At 74.2% G+C, this 19,099-nt stretch carries 17 protein-coding genes and 3 tRNA genes; 7 read left to right on the top strand and 13 right to left on the bottom strand.

Annotation, left to right across the window (positions count from 1 at the left end; all coding sequences use genetic code 11):
* Positions 1-11 precede the first annotated feature (11 nt).
* From ACFZCD_RS25750 to ACFZCD_RS25725, 6 genes are all read right to left on the bottom strand, one after another.
* Positions 12-437, bottom strand: coding sequence for an OsmC family protein (locus ACFZCD_RS25750; protein WP_391834704.1), 426 nt, complete (start codon positions 435-437; stop codon positions 12-14).
* A 141-nt stretch (positions 438-578) separates the two neighbouring features.
* On the bottom strand, positions 579-1,175 hold the full coding sequence (locus ACFZCD_RS25745) for a histidine phosphatase family protein (RefSeq protein ID WP_391834702.1): 597 nt from the start codon (positions 1,173-1,175) through the stop codon (positions 579-581).
* Entirely contained in the window at positions 1,168-1,578 is a 411-nt protein-coding gene (locus ACFZCD_RS25740) for a thioredoxin family protein (RefSeq protein WP_391834700.1), read from the bottom strand. Before ACFZCD_RS25740 ends, ACFZCD_RS25745 begins: the two co-directional genes overlap by 8 nt.
* 247 nt (positions 1,579-1,825) lie before the next feature.
* Positions 1,826-1,899, bottom strand: a tRNA-Ile gene (locus tag ACFZCD_RS25735).
* Positions 1,900-2,090: 191 nt separating this feature from the next.
* Positions 2,091-2,163 (bottom strand) — tRNA-Asn (locus ACFZCD_RS25730).
* Positions 2,164-2,168: 5 nt separating this feature from the next.
* Positions 2,169-2,241 (bottom strand) — tRNA-Asn (locus ACFZCD_RS25725).
* 173 nt (positions 2,242-2,414) lie between these two features.
* Here ACFZCD_RS25725 and ACFZCD_RS25720 point away from each other — a divergent pair.
* The gene (locus ACFZCD_RS25720) at positions 2,415-2,705 is read left to right on the top strand and encodes a YtxH domain-containing protein (protein WP_391834698.1); all 291 of its coding nucleotides are present in this window, start codon (positions 2,415-2,417) and stop codon (positions 2,703-2,705) included.
* A 57-nt stretch (positions 2,706-2,762) separates the two neighbouring features.
* A complete protein-coding gene (locus ACFZCD_RS25715) occupies positions 2,763-4,190 on the top strand; it encodes an FGGY family carbohydrate kinase (protein WP_391834696.1) in 1,428 nt (475 codons plus the stop codon).
* A 24-nt stretch (positions 4,191-4,214) separates the two neighbouring features.
* Here the strand turns inward: ACFZCD_RS25715 and ACFZCD_RS25710 are convergent, their stop codons facing one another.
* The 4 genes from ACFZCD_RS25710 to ACFZCD_RS25695 form a co-directional block, all read right to left on the bottom strand.
* Positions 4,215-5,567 (bottom strand): RNA polymerase sigma factor, encoded by a 1,353-nt coding sequence (locus ACFZCD_RS25710; protein ID WP_391834694.1) that lies wholly within the window; start codon positions 5,565-5,567, stop codon positions 4,215-4,217.
* A 299-nt stretch (positions 5,568-5,866) separates the two neighbouring features.
* Complete coding sequence (gene dnaG / locus ACFZCD_RS25705) at positions 5,867-7,768, bottom strand: DNA primase (RefSeq protein ID WP_391834692.1); 1,902 nt, start codon at positions 7,766-7,768, stop codon at positions 5,867-5,869.
* Between the two features lie 39 nt (positions 7,769-7,807).
* Complete coding sequence (locus tag ACFZCD_RS25700; RefSeq protein WP_391834690.1) at positions 7,808-9,103, bottom strand: NAD(P)/FAD-dependent oxidoreductase; 1,296 nt, start codon at positions 9,101-9,103, stop codon at positions 7,808-7,810.
* A 167-nt stretch (positions 9,104-9,270) separates the two neighbouring features.
* The gene (locus ACFZCD_RS25695) at positions 9,271-10,620 is read right to left on the bottom strand and encodes a deoxyguanosinetriphosphate triphosphohydrolase (RefSeq protein ID WP_391834688.1); all 1,350 of its coding nucleotides are present in this window, start codon (positions 10,618-10,620) and stop codon (positions 9,271-9,273) included.
* A gap of 116 nt (positions 10,621-10,736) precedes the next feature.
* Here ACFZCD_RS25695 and ACFZCD_RS25690 point away from each other — a divergent pair, with 116 nt between their 5' ends.
* Positions 10,737-11,420, top strand: a complete 684-nt coding sequence (locus ACFZCD_RS25690; RefSeq protein ID WP_391834869.1) for a vancomycin high temperature exclusion protein — start codon at positions 10,737-10,739, stop codon at positions 11,418-11,420.
* A 51-nt stretch (positions 11,421-11,471) separates the two neighbouring features.
* On the opposite strand, the gene ACFZCD_RS25685 is transcribed toward ACFZCD_RS25690, so the two are convergent.
* The gene (locus ACFZCD_RS25685; protein WP_391834686.1) at positions 11,472-12,416 is read right to left on the bottom strand and encodes a trypsin-like serine peptidase; all 945 of its coding nucleotides are present in this window, start codon (positions 12,414-12,416) and stop codon (positions 11,472-11,474) included.
* Positions 12,417-12,536: 120 nt separating this feature from the next.
* Positions 12,537-13,322: a sulfite exporter TauE/SafE family protein gene (locus ACFZCD_RS25680; RefSeq protein ID WP_391834684.1), complete on the bottom strand. Its 786-nt coding sequence runs from the start codon at positions 13,320-13,322 to the stop codon at positions 12,537-12,539.
* Between the two features lie 205 nt (positions 13,323-13,527).
* Between ACFZCD_RS25680 and ACFZCD_RS25675 the strand changes: the two genes are divergently transcribed.
* A complete protein-coding gene (locus tag ACFZCD_RS25675; RefSeq protein WP_391834682.1) occupies positions 13,528-13,950 on the top strand; it encodes a nitrite reductase (NAD(P)H) small subunit in 423 nt (140 codons plus the stop codon).
* 135 nt (positions 13,951-14,085) lie between these two features.
* Entirely contained in the window at positions 14,086-15,009 is a 924-nt protein-coding gene (locus tag ACFZCD_RS25670; protein WP_391834680.1) for an oxidoreductase, read from the top strand.
* 27 nt (positions 15,010-15,036) lie between these two features.
* Here the strand turns inward: ACFZCD_RS25670 and ACFZCD_RS25665 are convergent, their stop codons facing one another.
* The gene (locus ACFZCD_RS25665; protein ID WP_391834678.1) at positions 15,037-15,636 is read right to left on the bottom strand and encodes a hypothetical protein; all 600 of its coding nucleotides are present in this window, start codon (positions 15,634-15,636) and stop codon (positions 15,037-15,039) included.
* A 220-nt stretch (positions 15,637-15,856) separates the two neighbouring features.
* Here ACFZCD_RS25665 and ACFZCD_RS25660 point away from each other — a divergent pair, with 220 nt between their 5' ends.
* Positions 15,857-17,758 carry an APC family permease gene (locus ACFZCD_RS25660; protein ID WP_391834676.1) on the top strand — a complete coding sequence of 634 codons (1,902 nt, stop codon included), beginning with the start codon at positions 15,857-15,859 and terminating at the stop codon, positions 17,756-17,758.
* Between the two features lie 93 nt (positions 17,759-17,851).
* Positions 17,852-19,099, top strand: coding sequence for an ABC transporter substrate-binding protein (locus ACFZCD_RS25655; RefSeq protein WP_391834674.1), 1,248 nt, complete (start codon positions 17,852-17,854; stop codon positions 19,097-19,099).

Raw genomic sequence — 19,099 nt, 5'->3', positions numbered from 1 at the left:
GAGGACCGCGGTCAGGCCAGCTCGGCCGTCAGCGTGATCGTCGTGCCCGTGAGGGCCTGGCTGACGGGGCAGTTCTTCTTGGCGCCCTCGGCGGCGGAGGCGAAGCCGTCCGCGTCCAGGCCCGGCACCTCGCCGCGGACGGTGAGGTGGATGCCGGTGATGCCCTCGCCCGGCTGGAACGTGACGTCGGCCTTGGTCTCCAGGCGGGTGGGCGGGGTGCCCGCGCCCGTCAGGCCGTGCGAGAGGGCCATCGAGAAGCAGCTGGAGTGCGCGGCCGCGATCAGCTCCTCCGGGCTGGTCTTCCCGTTGGCCTGCTCGGCGCGCGACGGCCACGACACCGGCTGCGAGCCGATGCCGGACGAGTCGAAGGTGACGGTGCCGCTGCCCTTGAGCAGCTCACCTTCCCAGACGGTGTGCGCGGTGCGGGTGGTGGCCACGAATACATCCCTCCACTGAATCGGTCGTACGAAGGCGGTCGTACGGGGACCGGGGCGCCGCCGGCTTCCGGCCCGCCCCGATCATCGGTCCACCGCGGCCGGGGCCCCGGTTCCGACACGCTCCGCCGACCCGGCAACGGATCACACCGGCTGCTGGTTCCAGGCCACGAGCGCGGGCCGTCCGCGCTCGGTGCCGATCCGGCTGACGGTCGCGGTGTCCAGCCGGAAGAGCGCCCCCGCCGCGGGCGGCAGGCCGAGCCTACGGGCGGTGAGGACGCGCAGGAAGTGCCCGTGCGCGACGAGCGCCACGTCCCCGCCGCCGGCCTCCAGCAGGGGCACGACGCGGGCCAGCACCCGGTCGGCGCGCGCGCCGACCTGCTCCGGCGTCTCCCCCGGGTGCTCCGGCGGGCCGGGGACGACGCCGTCGTCCCACAGGAACCAGCCGGGGCGGGTGCGGTGGATCTCGTCGGTGGTGACGCCCTCGTAGCCGCCGTAGTCCCACTCGTGGAGGTCGGGGTCGGTCTCGGTGTCGTGCAGCCCGGCGAGTTCGGCCGTCCGCAGGGCCCGCTTCATGGGGCTCACCAGGACCTTCGCGGGCATGCGCCCCGCGAGCAGCGGGCGCAGGGCCTCCGCCTGCCGCTCGCCGCGCTCGGTCAGGGCCACGTCGGTGAAGCCGGTGTGGCGGCCGTCGCGGCTCCACTCCGTCTCGCCGTGCCGGATCAGCAGCAGCTCACTCACCGGCGGACTGCCCCTCGCCCTGCCCGGCCGCCGCCTTCTCCTGCTCCTCGGCGACGGAGGCCCGCACCTCGTCCATGTCGAGCGCGCGGGCCTGCCGGATGACGTCCTCCAGCGCGGCCTCCGGCAGCGCGCCGGGCTGCGCGAACACCGCGATGTTGTCCCGCACGATCATCAGCGTGGGGATCGACCGGATGTCGAACGCGGCCGCCAGCTCGGGCTGGGCCTCGGTGTCGACCTTGCCGAACACCAGGTCCTCGTGGCGCCCGGCCGCGGCCTCGTACACCGGCGCGAACCGCCGGCACGGACCGCACCACGACGCCCAGAAGTCGATGAGCACGAATCCGCTGCCGGAGACGATCTCGTCGAAGTTGTCCTTGGTGAGCTCCACCGTGCTGCTGCTCATGCGTCGCTACCTGCTTCCGCTGTGGCGTCGGGTGACCGTCGGACCGGCCCAGCAGCGCCAACAGGATGACGCCGGACCGTATTCCGCCGCATACCCGCGCCGGGACGGGGCAGGCGGGCGGCGTGGCCGAAGAGGAGCGGCCCCCGGGCCCGCACAGCACGAAGCCCCGCGGGTCCGAAACTGGATCAGGACCGGGCGGGGCACCGAAGACGCAGGCTGCAACGTTTCTGCACCTGAAACGCGTGAGTGGGGCGGGTGGGACTCGAACCCACGGCCGACGGATTATGAGTCCGCTGCTCTAACCGGCTGAGCTACCGCCCCGTTCACGGCGCGTCGCGCACATCTGTGCGCGCCGTCTGCCGCAGCATAGCCGCTCATACGATCTGCTGCCCCTGAGGGGGCGTATTGCGTGGCCTACCTGACCATGAGGACTTCGATCACGCCGGGACGGTTCCCTCCGGAAGCACTTCCGGATACGAAAAAGGACCCCCGCAGGGGTCCTCGATCGCTTGCTCCTCCGACTGGACTCGAACCAGTAACCTGCCGGTTAACAGCCGGCTGCTCTGCCAATTGAGCTACAGAGGATCGCGCTCCCCCGACTGGACTCGAACCAGTAACCTGCCGGTTAACAGCCGGCTGCTCTGCCAATTGAGCTACAGGGGACTGCTGCATGTGCCTCGAATGCCCTTCCGGCCGGTCTTCCGGGCGGCGGGCGCTCGCTGCGAGACATACATTAGCGCAAGCAGGGGGGTGCTCCGCCAATCGGTATCCCGGGAGTGACCTTCGCGCCCGGCGGGTAGGCGGCGACCACGGTGTCGAGGGAAGGGTGGAGCGTGATGCGCTACCGGCTGACGTTCATGGTGGGAGCAGCCGTCGGATACGTCCTGGGGGCGCGAGCCGGCCGGGAGCGGTACGAACAGCTGCGCAAGGGGGCTCAGCAGATCGCCCAGAACCCCGCCGTCCGCAACACCGTCGAATCCGCCGCGCAGAACGGCCGGGCGCTGGCCTCCCGGGCCCTCACCCAGGTGGGCGACCGGATGCCGGATTCGGTGAGCGAGCGGGTCCGGTCGCTGCGCGGGCGCGGCCAGGGGGCGGCCGAGGACGACTGGGGCACCAGCAACACCTGACCCGCTGACACCCCTCCGGGGCACGGAGCATGCCCCGGGGTTTGGCATCATCTCGGCATGGGCATAGTCGCGGGCTTGGACAGTTCCACCGAGAGCACACGGATCGTCGTCTGCGATACGGACACGGGTGCCGTGCTCCGGCAGGGGTACGCCCCTCATCCGCACACCGACGGCGATCCTCAGGCGTGGCTGATCTCGCTGGGCGAGGCCGCCGCCGGCGGCCTCCTGGAGGGCGTCCAGGCCATCGGGGTGTCCGCGCAGCAGCACGGACTGCTCGCGCTGGACGCCGGCGGGGTGCTCGTCCGGCCCGCGATGCTCGGCAACGACAAGCGGATGCAGCCCTCGGCGGCCGACCTGGCCGACGCGCTGGGCGGGCGGGCCGCGTGGGCCCAGGCCGTCGGCTCCGTGCCGCAGCCCGGCCAGATGGTCTCCAAGCTGCGCTGGCTCGCCCGCAACGAGCCCGAGTCCGCCCAGCGCATCGCCGCCCTGCTGCAGCCGCACGACTGGCTCGTGTGGCAGCTGCTGGGCCGCCCGCTGCGGCGCACGACCGACCGCGGCGACGCCTCGGGCACGGGCCTGTGGTCGGCCGCGACCGGCTCCTGGCGGCCGGACCTGGTGGAGCTGGCCCTGGGCCGGCAGGCGGTGCTCCCCGACGTGCTCGCGCCCGCCGAGCCCGCCGGGCACACCCCCGAAGGCCTGCTGATCTCCGCGGGGACCGGCGAGACGATGGCCGCGGCCTTCGGCCTGGGCGTGGGGCCGGGCGACGCCGTGGTCTCGCTCGGGGCCTCCGGCTCGGTGTTCGCCGTGCACCACGAGGCGCTCGTCGACGCCTCCGGGACGATCACGTCCCTCGCCGACGCGACCGGCATGCACCTGCCCGTCGTGCACACCCTCAACGCCGTACGGGTGCTGCGCGGCACGGCCGAGATGCTCGGCACGGACCTGCCCGGCCTCTCGGACCTGGCCCTGAAGTCGACCCCCGGCTCGTACGGGCTGGTGCTGCTGCCGTACCTGGAGGGCGAGCGGACCCCGCACCTCCCGCACACGGCGGGCACCCTGGCGGGCCTGCGGCGCGAGAGCATGAAGCCCGAGCACCTGGCGCGGGCCGCGTTCGAGGGCATGCTGTGCGGGCTGACGGACGCCCTGGACGTGCTGCGCACGCGCGGCGTGCAGGTGCGCCGGGTGTTCCTGCTGGGGGCCGCGGCGGAGCTGCCGGCCGTGCAGGTGATCGCGCCGGCGCTGTTCGGCACGCAGGTCGTCGTGCCGCAGCCGGCGGACTACGCGGCGCTGGGCGCGGCCCGGCAGGCGGCCTGGGCGCTGGGCGTCCAGCAGGGCACGCTGGCCCCCCACGAGCCGCCGCTGTGGCCCGCGGCGGCCAGCCAGGTGTTCGAACCCGGCGAGGACCTGCCGGTGGGGCAGGCGGTGCGGCAGCAGTTCACGGCCGTGCGCGAGCAGACCCACCCGGGGGCGTTCCACGCCGGGTGACCGGCGCGGCCGGTCCGGGCGGCGTCAGTCCAGGTAGCCGCGCAGCTGGTCGGCGAAGGCGTGGTCGCGCAGCTTGTTGAGGGTCTTCGACTCGATCTGGCGGATGCGCTCGCGGGTCACGCCGAAGATGCGGCCGATCTCCTCCAGGGTGCGGGGACGTCCGTCGACCAGCCCGTAGCGCAGCTGCACGACCTTGCGCTCGCGCTCGCCGAGCGTCGACAGGACGGCCTCCAGGTGCTCGCGCAGCAGCAGGAAGGCGGCCGACTCGACGGGGGACGCGGCGTCGCCGTCCTCGATCAGGTCGCCCAGGGCGACGTCGTCCTCCTCGCCCACCGGCGCGTGCAGCGAGACCGGCTCCTGGGCCAGCCGCAGGACCTCGCTGACCCGTTCCTGGGTGAGGTCGAGCTGCGCGGCGACCTCGTCGGCCGTGGGCTCGTAGCCGCGCTCCTGGAGCATGCGGCGCTGGACGCGCACGACCCGGTTGATCAGCTCGACGACGTGCACGGGGACGCGGATGGTGCGGGCCTGGTCCGCGAGGGCGCGCGACATGGCCTGGCGGATCCACCACGTCGCGTACGTGGAGAACTTGTAGCCCCGGGCGTAGTCGAACTTCTCGACGGCCCGGATCAGGCCGAGGTTGCCCTCCTGGACGAGGTCGAGCATCGTCAGGCCGCGGCCGATGTAGCGCTTGGCGACGGAGACCACGAGGCGCAGGTTGGCCTCGATGAGGCGGCGCTTGGCCATCCGGCCGAGCACGACCAGGCGGTCCAGGTCGAGGGCGAGCTGGGAGTCGAGGTCCGGGGCGCCGGCGAGCTTCTCCTCGGCGAACAGGCCCGCCTCGACGCAGCGGGCCAGCTCGACCTCCTCGGCGGCCGACAGCAGTGGGATGCGGCCGATCTCGCGCAGGTACTGGCGGAAGAGGTCGGAGGAGGGACCGCCGGTGTCGGGACGCACGGAGTCGGAGACCCGGGAGGGCTCGGCATCGACCTCGGGGGCCTCGGGCTCGGGATCGGCCTCGGGATCGGCCGCCCCGGCCGGGGGGCTCTCCTCGTCCTCCGCGCCCGTCGTCCTGTCCGCGTCCTCGGCCGGATCCGGCAGGAGCGGCTCGTCGGGGAGGCTCTCGGCCTGCGGTGCGGCGGGCTGCCGGGGCACGCCCTGGGCCGGGGCGGCCGGGGGGCGCGGCTGGGGCCTGGTCGGGGTCCGGGTCTGCACGGGGGCGACCTCCAAGGTGATCGCTGCCGGTTCGGGGCGGCATGCGCCGGAGGGGCGGCAGCGGCCTGGCCGCCGGCCGTCCCGGGGGATCAGGAGCGGCTTCGCGAAGGGTTCCGAGTTCGGGGTCCGAGCGGCCGGGCCTGCCGCGTCCGAGGACTCAGGCACCGCCCACCAGTGTGGGGTACGACGAGGGCCCGCCACGAGGGGCTTGCGGGCACTTTCTGAGTCCGTTCCGTGACCGGGGGTTACGGCCTGGGTGACGACCCCGCACGGCCGGGTCATGCGCGTGAAGGGCCCGGCCCTTCCGTCCCGCCGCAACGGCGATCAGCCCCCGCGACGGAGACCGGCGGTGCCGGACGACGCTTCCGGGCGGTTCGGCACCGCCGGACGACGCCGTGGGGATTGCGGTCCGCTGCGGCGGATTCGAAGGGGCTGCGCCCCTTCGCTGCCACCGGAGCCCGCGGCTACAGCGCCGCCGCCCCGCGGTCCTTCAGGGAGCGCGCGTACTGCTCCAGCACCCACAACTCGTTCTGCACGGCGGCGAGGTGCTCCGGGTCCGGCCGGCTGCCCAGGCGGATCAGGCTGCCCTGGACCTCCTGGATGCGGCGTTCGACGGCGCGCAGCCGCACCTGGACGAGCTGGATGCCCGCGTAGACCTCGTCGACGTTCTTGTGCCGGATGGCCTCGACCGCCAGCTCCGTGATCATCGAGCGGACGGTGTCGTCGGGGGCGGCGTCCCGGACGCGGGTGAGGTAGTCGGCGGGGGCGGCGGTGACGCCGCCCGCCTCCTCGATCGCGCGGCGCACGGCCACGTAGGGCGCGGCGGTGAACTCGTCCTCGCCGTAGGCGTCGAAGGCGGGGGCGACGAGCTCGGGCCGCTGCAGGGCGAGCTTGAGGAGCTCGCGCTCGGTGAGCGCGGCGGGGCTGCGGAGGTTGAGCGCGGGGCCGCGGCGCACGGGCTCCTGCGGCGCCGCGGGGGCGGGCGGCGCGGCGGCCCGGCCGCGCCCGGAGGCCGCCGGCTGCTGGCCCCGCTCGCGGGCCCACTTGGCGAGCTGGCCGACGCGGCGGACGACGAACTGGGTGTCGAGGATGCCGAGCATGCCGGCGAGCTGGACCGCGTACTCGTGCTGGATGGAGCTGTTCTTGATGTTGGAGACGATGGGCGCGGCCGCTTCGAGCGCGGCGGCGCGCCCCTCCGCCGTGTCGAGGTTGTGGCGGCCGACGACCTGGCGGATGGCGAAGGCGAAGAGCGGCGTGCGGGAGTCCACGAGCGCCTGGACGGCGGCGTCGCCCTCGGCGAGGCGGAGCTCGCAGGGGTCCATGCCGCCGGGGGTGATGGCGATGGAGGTCTCGGCGGCGAACTTCTGGTCGTCCTCGAAGGCGCGCAGGGCGGCCTTCTGGCCGGCGGCGTCGCCGTCGAAGGTGAAGACGACCTCGGCGCCGGAGTTGTCCATCAGCAGCCGGCGGAGGATCTTGATGTGGTCGCCGGCGAAGGCGGTGCCGCAGGTGGCGATGGCGGTGGTGACGCCGGCCAGGTGGCAGGCCATGACGTCGGTGTAGCCCTCGACGACGACGGCGCGGCTGGTCTTGGCGATGTCCTTCTTCGCGAGGTCGATGCCGTAGAGGACGTGCGACTTGCGGTAGAGGGGCGTCTCGGGGGTGTTGAGGTACTTGGGGCCGTTGTCGTCGTCGCGGAGCTTGCGGGCGCCGAAGCCGATGACCTCGCCGGTAATGTCGCGGATGGGCCACATCAGGCGGCCGCGGAAGCGGTCGATGGGCCGGCCGCCGCGGCTCTCCTGGGCGAGGCCGGAGACGATGAGCTCCTTGTCGCTGAAGCCCTTGCCGCGCAGGAAGCGGGTGAGGTGGTCCCAGCCGGCGGGGCTGTAGCCGACGCCGAAGTGCTCCGCCGCGTCCTGGCCGAAGCCGCGGCTCGCGAGGAACTGCCGGCCGATCTCGGCCTCGGGGCTGCCGAGCTGCTCGGCGTAGAACTTCGCGGCGTGCTTGTGGGCCTCGACGAGGCGGATGCGCTCGCCCTGCTGGCGGCCGGGGGTGTAGCCGCCCTCCTCGTAGCGCAGGGTGATGCCGGCCTGGGCGGCCAGCCGCTCGATCGTTTCGGCGAAGGAGAGGTGGTCGATCTTCATGACGAAGTCGACGGTGTCCCCGCCCTCCTGGCAGCCGAAGCAGTAGAAGAGCCCCTTGGCGGGGCTGACCTGGAAGGACGGGGACTTCTCGTCGTGGAAGGGGCAGAGACCCTTGAGGTTGCCGCCGCCCGCGTTGCGCAGCTGGAGGTACTCGGACACGACGGCGTCGATCGGGACCGCGTCCCGAACCGCCTTCACGTCGTCATCGTTGATCCGTCCTGCCACGCGTGAATTCTACGGGCGGGGTGGGACGGCGCGGACCGGTCAGGGCTTGGCCGGGCTGGGCAGCAGCTCCTCGAGGGGGACGGCGGGGTCGGCGAGGGCGTCGGGGTCCAGGGGGGCACCGGAGCGGATGAGCTTCCGGACGGGGTCCGTGACATCCCACACATTGACGTTCATCCCGGCGAGGAGGCGTCCTTCGGAGAGCCAGAAGGCGATGAACTCGCGCTTGCCGACGTCGCCGCGGCAGACGACCTGGTCGTAGGAGCCGGGCGGGGCGTAGCCGCAGTACTCGAGGCCGACGTCGTACTGGTCGGAGAAGAAGTAGGGCACCCGGTCGTAGGCGACCTCCCGGCCGAGCATGGCGCGGGCGGCGGCCGGGCCGGTGTGGAGGGCGTTGGCCCAGTGCTCGACGCGGAGCCGGGCGGCGATGCGCGGGGCCCCGCCGGGGTGGGCGAGCGGTGGCGCGGCGACGTCGCCGGCGGCGTGGATCTCGGGGTCGGAGGTGCGCAGGGAGGCGTCGACGGCAATGCCGCCGCCGTCGGCGCGGTCGACGAGGGCGAGGCCCGCGGCCTCGGCGAGGGCGGTGCGGGGGGCGGCGCCGATGGCGGCGAGGACGGCGTGGGCGGGGTGCTCCTCGCCGTCGTCGGTGCGGGCGGCGAGGACCACGCCGTCCTGGCCGGTGATCTCGGTGAGGCGGGCGCCGAAGTGGAAGCGGACGCCGTGCTCGCTGTGCAGGTCGGTGAAGAGCTGGCCGAGCTCCGGGCCGAGGACGGGGTGCAGCGGCGTGGGCTCGGGCTCGACGACGGTCACCTCGGCACCGTAGGAGCGGGCGGCGGCGGCCACTTCGAGGCCGATCCAGCCCGCGCCGGCGATGACGAGGTGGCCGTTGTCGCGGCCGAGGGAGGCGAGGACGCCGCGCAGCCGCTCGGCGTGGGCGAGGCGGCGCAGGTGGTGGACGCCGGCGAGGCCGGTGCCGGGGATCTCCAGGCGGCGCGGCTCGGCGCCGGTGGCGAGCAGCAGCTTGTCGTAGTGGACGCGGGTGCCGTCGCCGAGGCGGACGGAGCGGTTCGCGCGGTCGAGGTGGACGGCGGGCTGGCCGAGGTGCAGCTCGATGTCGGCCTGGGCGTACCAGGCGGGCTCGTGCACGAAGACGCTGTCGCGGTCGTCCTTGCCGGTGAGATAGCCCTTGGAGAGCGGCGGGCGCTCGTAGGGGTGTTCGCGTTCGTCGCAGATGAGGATCACCCGGCCGGTGAAGCCCTCCGCCCGCAGGGTCTCCGCGGCCTTCGCCCCGGCCAGGCCCCCTCCGACGATGACGAACGTCTGGTTCGCGTCGACCACTTGCTGCCTCCTCGCTGCCACGCAGTGCGTCTGCGTTGAACCGCCCCCGGCCCGGATCGTCCGTGCAGAGGTTGCCGCACGGGGCCCGCCGCCGGAAGAGGGACTACCCCGGACGGGTCAGTACCCGCAGGATGTGGGGGAAGTCCTTGGATTCTGTGGACATTCGGTCACCCTTCTGCCGCAGAACCTTCTCGACCTCCTGCCGCGGGGCGGCCACCGGTGAGGCGGGCGAGCAGGGAGCGGGCGGAGACGTCGGTCAGGGCGGCGATCTGGTCGATGACGGCGCGCTGCCGGCCGGTGTCGTCCGCGGCGGCGGCGTAGAGGGTGCGGAACTGCGGGTCGAGGCCGTCGGGGGCGCGGGCGGTGAGGGCCTCGGCGAGCTCGGCGATGACGACGCGCTGCTCGGCGCGGAGCTTTTCCTGGTCCTCGCGCTGCATCACGTAGCGGTCGGCGACGGCCTTCAAGACGGCGCATTCGAGGCGGGTTTCGCGGGGGACGACGAGCTCGGCCCCGTACCGGGTGAGCCGTCCGGGCCCGTACGCCGCGCGGGTGGCGCTCTCGGCGGCCAGGCAGAAGCGGCCGATGAGCTGGCTGGTGGCGTCCTTGAGGCGGGCCTGGGCGACGGCCGAGCCGTCGTAGCCGTGCGGCCACCACTCCTGCTCCAGGAGGCGGTCGAGGGCCTCGGCGAGCTCGTCGGGCGCGGCCCCGGGGGCGTAGCGGCCTGCGGCGACGGCGAAGACCTCCCGGCGCTCGGGCTCGGCGAGGAGCGCGTTGGGGTCGAGGTGGCCGGCGTGCAGGCCGTCCTCGACGTCGTGCACGGAGTAGGCGACGTCGTCGGACCAGTCCATGACCTGGGCCTCGAAGCTCTGCCGGCCCTCGGGGGCGCCCTGCCGCAGCCAGCTGAAGACCGGCACGTCGTCCGCGTAGACGCCGAACTTGCGGGAGGCCGGGTCGGTGGGGTGGCCGCCGCGCGGCCAGGGGTACTTGGTGGCGGCGTCGAGGGCGGCCCGGGTGAGGTTGAGGCCTACGCTAACGAGCTCGCCGCCGCCGGCGGCGGGCACGAACCGCTTGGGTTCGAGCCGGGTGAGGAGGCGCAGCGACTGGGCGTTGCCCTCGAAACCGCCGCACGCGCCCGCGACTTCGTCGAGCGCCTGCTCGCCGTTGTGGCCGAACGGGGGGTGGCCCAGGTCGTGCGCGAGGCAGGCGGCCTCGACCAGGTCGGGGTCGCAGCCGAGGGCCGCGCCGAGCTCCCGGCCGACCTGGGCGCACTCCAGGGAGTGGGTGAGGCGGGTGCGCGGGCTGGCGTCCCAGGCCTGGGCGCTGACGCCGGGCGTGACGACCTGGGTCTTGCCGGCGAGGCGGCGCAGGGCGGCCGAGTGCAGCACGCGGGCCCGGTCGCGCTGGAAGGCGGTGCGCCCGGGGCGTTTGTCGGGCTCGGGGGCCCATCGCTCCAGGTCCCGCTCGTCGTATCCGGCGAGGGGAGGCTGCTCGCCCTGGGTGCGTGCCGTTCCGTTCATACCCCCGACGGTAACCGCCGGGTGTGACAGCAGCGACGGCGTGACCTGCGGGGGGCCGGGAACCGGACGGGCGGCCGCTGCGTTCTTACCGGTCGACGGGGAGGGTGATCCACATGATGCGGGGCCGCAGGCTGCGGATGCGGGTGCGGATGCCGCGCACGCGGCGGGAGCGGCGGCGGCTGCTGTGGGCGGCCGTGGCCGGCTGTGTGCTCGGGCTGCTGCCGGTCACCTGGGTGTACGCGGCGGCGGAGCCCCGGATGCGGACCGTCGGGGACGTGCCGTCCGCGCCGGTCGCCCTGGTCTTCGGCGCGGGCCTGTGGGAGGGCAAGCCGTCCCCCTATCTGGCGCACCGCCTCGACGCGGCGATCGAGCTGTACCGGGCGGGCAAGGTGCGCGTCGTGCTGGTCACGGGCGACAACAGCCGCGAGGAGTACGACGAGCCGGACGCGATGCGGGCGTACCTGACCCGGCACGGGGTGCCGGAGGACCGCATCGTGAGCGACTACGCGGGCTTCGACACGTGGGATTCGTGCACGCGCGCCGTGCGGGTCTTCGGCGTGAAGAAGGCGGTGCTGATCACCCAGGGCTTCCACGTCCGGCGGGCGCTGGCGCTGTGCGGGGCGGCGGGCATCGACGCGTACGGGGTCGGGGTGGCCGCCAAGCACGACGTGACCTGGTACGCGGGCGGTGCGCGGGAGGTCTTCGCCTCGGGGAAGGCGGCGCTGGACGCGATCGTGCGGCCGGGCCCGCGCTTCCTGGGCCCGCACGAGCCGGGCGTGGAACAGGCGCTCTCCCGGTAGTCGCGTTCTCCCGGCAGTCGCGTTCTCCCGGCAGTCCGGCCGGTGGCCGGTCTAGTCCCGGGTGGGCTGCCGGTCGTTTATGGCGTCCAGGTACAGGGCGAAGATCTCGTCCCCGTTGACCGGGCTGTACGAGATCCGCGCGCTCTCGTCGCCGTCCGGTCCGCCTCCGTTGAGGCCTCCCAGCACTCCCACGAGGTCGCCGGTGCGCGTCCCCTCGTCGAAGTGGGTGAGCCACGGGCTGCCGGAGGTGCCGGAGACGAAGCCGTCGCAGTTCATCCGCAGCTGCCGGCGGGGTTCGAGGCGGGCGGTCATGGCGGTGCAGCGGATGGCCTTGTCGGCGGGGTCGTCGTCCGCGTCGGGGTAGCCGATGACGGTGACCCGGTTGACGTAGCCGGGGGTGCGGACCAGCCGGTTGGCGCCGGTGACCCGCTCGATCTGGCGGCCGCGGCCGTCGGGTCTGACGGTGGCGAAGGCGAAGTCCAGGTCGGAGCCCTCGCCGGTGTCGCTGCGGCGGGGGTCGGCGAAGACGTGGTCCACGGGCCACACCCCGTACGGCTGCTTGCTCGCGCCGGCCTGGTAGCCGGGGACGAACGCGGCGTCGTCGCCGACGGAGCAGTGCCCGGCGGTGATGATCAGGTTGCCCTTGGGGCTGTGCACCACGCTGGCGGTGCAGTGGTGGTCGCGCATGTCCTCGCCGACGGAGAAGAGCACGCCCACGGACGGCACGCCGTCGAAGTGCCGGGCGCTGCCGGTGATGCGCTGTGCGGAGGGCACGGCGTCGCCGTTCGCGCCGTCGCCCCCGTCCGCCGAGCGGTCCGTCCGCGTGGGGCCCCAGAACCGCCGGGCCTCCTCGCTCGACCAGCTGCCCTCCCGGCCGTGGCCTCCGGCCCCGCGGGGCACGGCGGCCGCGAGGGTGACGACATAGAGCCCCGCGAGCACGGCCCGGACCCACCGGGCCCGGCCCCACCGGGAGAAACGCACGAGAACCCCCACCACGTCAGGAAGGTAGTCGTCAGGCTAGCCGTATTCCCCGGCGCGCTGGATCACGCCGAGCCTATTTAAGGGATTTCTTATGCGAGTGCCAGCCGTTCGGGGCAGCCGGGGCCGCGGCGCGGCTCAGCCGCCCCACTGGTCGTACCCCAGCTTGCACACCAGGGACAGGACCACCACGACGAGCACCACGCGGACGAAGCCGCTCCCCCGCTTCAGCGCCATCCGTGCGCCGAGCGCGCCGCCGGTGAGGTTGAAGACCGCCATGGGGGCGGCGATCTGCCAGATCACGGCGTGCTGGAACGAGAAGGTGACGAGCGCGCCCACGTTGGTGCACACATTGATGATCTTGGAGGTGCCGGAGGCCGTCACCAGGTCCATGTGCAGGATCGCGGCGAGGGCGAGCACGAGGAAGGTGCCGGTGCCGGGGCCCATGAGCCCGTCGTAGAAGCCGATGCCGAGGCCCGCGACGAGGATGGCGGCGAGGGCGCGGCGGCGGGAGACGGGCTCGGTGGAGAGCGTGCCCGTGCCGAAGCCGGGCCGCAGCAGGACGAAGGCGAGCACGGCCACCAGGATCGCCATGATCAGGGGGCGCAGGACGGCGCTGCTGATGGCGGACGCGAAGAACGCCCCCGCGAAGGAGCCCCCGAGCGCGGCGAGGCCGATGCGCAGGGCGGTGCGTCTGTTCACCGGGGCGCGGCGGCTGTAGGCGACGGCGGCCGCCGAGGTGCCGCAGATGGCGACGGCCTTGTTGGTGCCGATGACGTGGGAGACCGGTACGTGCGGCAGGGCGACCATCAGCGCCGGGAGCTGCAGGAGGCCGCCGCCGCCCACCACGGCGTCGATCCACCCGGCCGCGGCGGCGGCGAGGCAGAGCACGAGCAGCGTCGTCAGCGATATGTCGGTCGTCACCCCGGTGATCGTACGGGCCGGCCCCAACTCACCCGTGGAAGGCGGACGCAGTCCGCGGGACCCGGACACACGGCCGTCACACGGGTGGTGAAAACGCGTGCCAGGGTGGCGACACGCCGCGGTGACTGTGCCACAGTGCAGGGCGCTCCGCCGCCCCGCCCGCTCCCCCACCGTCCCTGCCCGCTCTCTCGAAGGGACCCCTGCGATGACCGTCGCTCCCGAGCAGCTCCCGCACGCGCCCGCTCCCTCGGTCTCCCCCGCTCGCGCGCACTCCTGGTCGCCCGCCTGCGCGTTCGCCTCCTCCGCACGCGTCGAGGCATTGCTCGGCGGCCGCTGGCACGCGCTCTGCGAGCTGGGCGATCTGACGCCGGGGCGCGGGGTGGCGGTCCTGCTGCCGGACGGCAGGCAGGCCGCGGTCTTCGTCGACGGTGCGGGGCGCGCGTACGCCGTCGGCAACCGGGACCCGTTCAGCGGGGCGTACGTCCTCGCGCGCGGTGCGCTCGGCTCGGCGGGCGGGCGCGCGTACGTCACTTCACCCGCGGCCGGGCGCCGGTTCGACCTGACGGACGGCCGGTGCCTGGACGACGCCGCGGTGTGGGTCCCGGCGTATACGGTCCGGCTGCGCTGAGCGGGGAGCCCCGCGCCGGGCCACCGTATCGGGGGAATGCCCGCCCTGCACCGGCACGGCCTCGCCTACGCTGGGACCCACGAGGGCTACTGACGCGTATGTGCCGGGTGCGGACCGCAGAGGAGCGCAGCAGACGTGACTGGATGGAACGCGAGGGAGATCCCCGACCAGAGCGGCCGCACGGCGGTGGTGACCGGCGCCAACAGCGGCATCGGCTACGTCACGGCCCGCGAGCTGGCACGGTGCGGCGCGCGGGTCGTCCTGGCCTGCCGGGACGCGGCGCGCGGCAAGGCGGCCGAGGAGCGGATCCGGGCCGCGGCGCCGGGCGCCGACGTGCAGTTCGCCCCGCTGGACCTCGCGGACCTGTCCTCCGTCCGGGCCTTCGCCGCGGACCTGCCCGGCGACCGGCTGGACCTGCTGATCAACAACGCCGGGGTGATGGCACTGCCGCAGCGCCGCACGGTCGACGGGTTCGAGATGCAGTTCGGGACGAACCATCTCGGCCATTTCGCGCTGACCGGGCTGCTGTTGCCGCGGCTGCGGGAGGCCGGGCACGGCGCGCGGGTCGTCACCGTCGCCAGCGGGCTGCACGTCCTCGGCACGGTCGACCCGCGCGATCTCAACATGGAGCACCGCTACCGCCGCTGGATCGCGTACGGCCGTTCCAAGAGCGCCAACCTGCTGTTCACGCACGAGCTGGCGGAGCGGCTGACGGCGGAGGGCTCGCGCGTCGTCGCGGCGGCCGCCCACCCCGGCTACGCGGCGACGAACCTGCAGACGGCGGGGGCGCGGATGGAGGGCCGGGCGACGGCCGAGCGCCTGACCGAGCTGGCCAACCGGCTCTTCGCCCAGAGCGCGGAGGCCGGCGCCCTGCCCACGCTGTACGCGGCCACGGCGCCGGACGTGCGGCAGGACGACTACTTCGGGCCGCGCTTCGGCAGCGCCGGGGCGCCCACGCGGCGGACGGTGCGGGCTCCGTGGACGCGGAACGAGCGGGCGAGTGCCGGGCTCTGGGCGGCCTCCGAACGACTTACGGGCGTGACGTACCACTGGCTGTGACCCGGACCTGACCACGGCCTTTTGTCCTCAATCGCCGGACAGACTCTGGTGGGTAAGCGTCTCCAGCAGCCGCCGCGCCCCCTCCCCGTCGATCCGTTCCGCGAGCTCGGCCAGCGGCGCCCCGCCCTCCTGCAGCAGGCCGCTCGCCCGGGCGCGCCGCGCTCCCCCGTCCAGCCGGTGCCACAGCAGCGGGTTGGCGACGAGGACTTGCGGGTCGAGCTCCACCCGGTTGCCGCCGGCGTCCCGCAGCACGAGCCGCGGCGTCATGCCGTCCGCGCGGTGCACCCGCGTGAGCAGGTCCGTGCGGACGCGCTTCTCGCCCAGCAGGCCGCGCACGGCGAGCCAGCCGTCGCCGGCGGTCACCCGAGGGGGCAGCAGGACGGCCGTGAGGAGCGCCCCGAGGCCGGTCCAGCAGACGGCACGCGGCCCGTCGAGGCCGCCCCGGGCGAGGTCGGCGATGAGGAGGACGCCCGCGAGGGCGCCGCCGCAGTACCAGGCGGCCCGCGCCTCGCGCCGCCATCTCCGGTCGTGGGCGAGGACCTCCCCGCCCGGCGTCCGGGCCCCGGGCCGTCCCGCCCGTGCGACGTTTCCGCCTGCCCGCGCCTTCGAGAGCTGTCGCCGTCCCATGGTCGTGACGCTAGGCCCGCCCCGGGCGCCGGGCGCCCGACGTTGACGGGGTGCTGACGCCACTCGGGCCGGCCCTTACGCCCTCCTGACGTAACCCGGCCCGCGCCGTCAAGAAGACGTGAAGATCCCTCCGGAACCCGCCAAAAGGCCGCCAATGCCGTGCGCGGGCGCGCGGGACCGGCTGCACGCTGGGCGTCCCACTCACGGAGGTACGAACAGCATGTCCCTGCTCGCCCACGCGAACCGCCGGCCCGGAGGGGCCGGCGAGGAACCGCCTGATACCGGCGCCGCGCGGCCGTCCGCCGAGGAGCGGCACCGGCTGACCGCCACCCAGGGGCTCGCGGCCCTCTCGCTGGACGCGATGGCGTCGGTGGCCTACGGGCCCGAGTCGATCGTCCTGGTGCTGGCCGCGGCGGGCGCGTACGGGCTGGGCTTCACGCTCCCCGTCACGCTGGCGATCGCCGTCCTGCTGGCGGTCCTCGTCGCCTCCTACCGGCAGGTCATCGCGGCGTTCCCGGACGGCGGCGGCTCGTACGCGGTCGCCAAGCGGCACCTGGGCCGGCGCACCGCCCTGGTGACCGCGGCCTCCCTGGTGCTGGACTACGTGCTGAACGTGGCGGTGTCGGTCACCGCGGGCGTCGCCGCCCTGACCTCCGCCTTCCCCTCCCTCTACGCCGACCGGACGTGGCTCTGCCTGGGCGTGCTGGCCCTGGTGACCGGCGTGAACCTGCGCGGCATCGTGGAGTCCGCGAAGTGGTTCATGGTGCCGACCGCCGTGTTCGTCGGCTCGGTGCTGACGATGATCGTGGCCGGGTTGCTGCGGGACGCGCCCGCGAGCACCGAGGCCGCCGCCGGGCACGCCTCCGTGCTCGCCGGGAACGCCGCGTCGGTGGGCGCCCTGCTGCTCCTGAAGGCCTTCGCCGCCGGCTGCTCCGCCCTCACCGGCGTGGAGGCCGTGGCCAACGCCGTGCCGGCCTTCCGCGCCCCGGCGCAGCGGCGCGCGCAGCGCACGGAGGTGGCGCTGGGCGTGCTGCTGGGCGTCATGCTGGTCGGCCTGGCGGTGCTCATCGGCCGCTTCCACCTGCAGCCGGCCGAGGGCGTCACCGTCCTCGCGCAGCTCGCCGACGCCTCGCTCGGCCACAACGCGGCGTTCTACGTGGTGCAGTGCGCGACGGTCGTCCTGCTGGCGCTGGCCGCGAACACCTCCTTCGGCGGCCTGCCCGTCCTGATGGCCCTGCTGGCCCGGGACAACTACCTGCCGCACGTCTTCGCCCTCAAGGCCGACCGGCAGGTGCACCGGCACGGCGTGCTGGCGCTGGCGGCCGTCTCGGCGCTGCTGCTGGTCTTCTCCGGCGGCGACGTCAACACCCTCGTGCCGCTGTTCGCGATCGGGGTGTTCGTGGGCTTCACCATCTGCCAGGTCGGCATGGTGCGGCACTGGCGGCGGGAGCGCTCGGCGGGCTGGCGGGGCAAGGCGTGCCTCAACGGCTCCGGCGCGCTGCTGACGGGCGTGTCGGCCGTCGTCGTCACGGCCACGAAGTTCGGGGAGGGCGCCTGGCTGATCGTCCTGGCGCTGCCGCTGATGGTCCTGGCCTTCGAGGCGGTCCACCGCGCGTACGGGCGGATCGGCGCGACGCTGGAGCTGGGCCGGGTGCCGGAGGCGCCGCGCCGCTGCCACAGCGTGGTCGTCGTGCCCGTCTCCTCCCTCTCCCGGCTGACCAGCAAGGCGCTGACCGCCGCCGTGTCGCTCGGCGACGAGGTGGTCGCGGTGACCGCAGTGCAGCCCGACGCGGAGGGGGCGCGGGCCGCCGAGTCCCTGCGGCGCGACTGGGAGCTGTGGAACCCGGGCGTCGACCTGGTCGAACTGCCCGCCCCCACGCGTGCCCTGGGCCGCCCCATCGTGGACTACGTGCGCGCGCTCACCGACCGGCACCCCGACAACCGCGTCACCGTCCTCATCCCCGAGGTCGAACCCGCCCACGTCTGGCAGCGGCTGCTGCAGAACCAGCGCGGCGCGGTCGTGGCCCACGCCGTGCGCCGGGACACCGACGCGGTGATCTGCCGCCTCCGCTTCCGCATCGGCGCCGGGCCGGCCGCCGCCCGGGAAGACGGCAGGCGGTAGAAGACGGCACACGGCGGTAATGGGCCTGTCGTAATCCTCCCCCATCGTTGATCGTTGGTCCGTACGGTCCCGACCGCGAGGGGGAGAACCGACATGCCGATCAGCCGCAGACTGCTCTTGGCCGGGGGTGCGGCCGCCGCACTGACCGGGTGCGGATCGAACACGGGGCGCGGCGGGGAGGGTTCGGGCAGACCCCGGCTCTCCCACTGGTACCACCAGTACGGCGAGGCGGGCACGCGGCAGGCGGTGGGCCGGTACGCCGCCGCGTACAAGGACGCCGACGTGCGGATCGAGTGGCGTCCGGGGAACTACGACCAGCAGACCGCCGCGGCCCTGCTGACCGCTTCCGGGCCCGACGTCTTCGAGGTCAACGGGCCCACGCTCGACCAGATCCGCGGCGGCCAGGTCACCGACCTCACCGGCCTCCTGGACGACGTCCAGGGCGACTTCAACCAGGCCGTCCTCGCGCCCAAGACCTGGGACGGCCGCGTCTGGGGCGTCCCCCAGGTCGTCGACACCCAGCTGCTCTACTACCGCCGCAGCCTGCTGGAGAAGGCCGGGGTGCGGCCGCCGCGCACCCTGGACGAGCTGGTCGACGCCGCGCGCAGCCTGACCGGGGGCACGGTCAAGGGCCTCTTCCTCGGCAACGACGGCGGCGCGGGCGTCCTCGGCGGCACGCCCCTGTACGCGGCGGGGCTCTCGCTCGTCACCGACGACGGCAAGCCGGGCTTCGACGACCCGGCCGCCGCCCGCACCCTCGGCAAGCTGCACCGGCTGTACGCCGACAAGTCCCTGCTGCTGGGCGCGCCCGCCGACTGGTCCGACCCCGCGGCCCTGATCCAGGGGCTGACCGCGATGCAGTGGTCCGGGCTGTGGGCACTGCCGCAGGTGAAGAAGGCGCTCGGCGACGACTTCGGGGTGCTCCCCTTTCCCGCGGACGGGCCGGCGGGCCGGCCGGCCGTGCCCGTCGGGGCGTACGCGGCGGCGGTCAGCGCGCGCAGCGGCCGGCAGGAGGCGGCCAAGGCGTACGTGAAGTGGCTGTGGATCGACCGCACCGACTTCCAGGAGGACTTCGCGCTGTCCTACGGCTTCCACATCCCGGCCCGCACCTCCCTGGCCGCGAAGGCGGGCAGGCTCAAGGAAGGCGCGGCGGCCGAGGCGGTGCGGTTCGCCGCCGACCACGGCCACGCCCAGCCGCTGCTGTGGACGGTCGCCGCGCAGACCGCCTACCAGGACGGGCTGAGCCGCATCATCAAGGAGGGCGCCGATCCGGAGCGCGAGGTGAGGGCGGCGGCGCAGCGGACCGCCGAGGAGCTGCGGCGCGCCAGGAAGAAGTCCTGA

This window comes from Streptomyces sp. NPDC008001 (assembly GCF_042958085.1).
Classification (GTDB): domain Bacteria; phylum Actinomycetota; class Actinomycetes; order Streptomycetales; family Streptomycetaceae; genus Streptomyces.
The sequence above is the reverse complement of the archived record's forward strand: the minus strand, read 5'-3'. Positions and strand labels throughout refer to the sequence as shown.

What these genes read in the sequence shown, in the direction of transcription:
- ACFZCD_RS25660 (WP_391834676.1), top strand. Translation starts at nt 15,857, where the DNA reads ATGTCCCTGCTCGCCCACGCGAACCGCCGGCCCGGAGGGGCCGGCGAG.
- ACFZCD_RS25740 (WP_391834700.1), bottom strand. Translation starts at nt 1,578, where the DNA reads ATGAGCAGCAGCACGGTGGAGCTCACCAAGGACAACTTCGACGAGATC.
- ACFZCD_RS25675 (WP_391834682.1), top strand. Translation starts at nt 13,528, where the DNA reads ATGACCGTCGCTCCCGAGCAGCTCCCGCACGCGCCCGCTCCCTCGGTC.
- ACFZCD_RS25690 (WP_391834869.1), top strand. Translation starts at nt 10,737, where the DNA reads ATGCGGGGCCGCAGGCTGCGGATGCGGGTGCGGATGCCGCGCACGCGG.
- ACFZCD_RS25655 (WP_391834674.1), top strand. Translation starts at nt 17,852, where the DNA reads ATGCCGATCAGCCGCAGACTGCTCTTGGCCGGGGGTGCGGCCGCCGCA.
- ACFZCD_RS25665 (WP_391834678.1), bottom strand. Translation starts at nt 15,636, where the DNA reads ATGGGACGGCGACAGCTCTCGAAGGCGCGGGCAGGCGGAAACGTCGCA.
- ACFZCD_RS25715 (WP_391834696.1), top strand. Translation starts at nt 2,763, where the DNA reads ATGGGCATAGTCGCGGGCTTGGACAGTTCCACCGAGAGCACACGGATC.
- ACFZCD_RS25720 (WP_391834698.1), top strand. Translation starts at nt 2,415, where the DNA reads ATGCGCTACCGGCTGACGTTCATGGTGGGAGCAGCCGTCGGATACGTC.
- ACFZCD_RS25695 (WP_391834688.1), bottom strand. Translation starts at nt 10,620, where the DNA reads ATGAACGGAACGGCACGCACCCAGGGCGAGCAGCCTCCCCTCGCCGGA.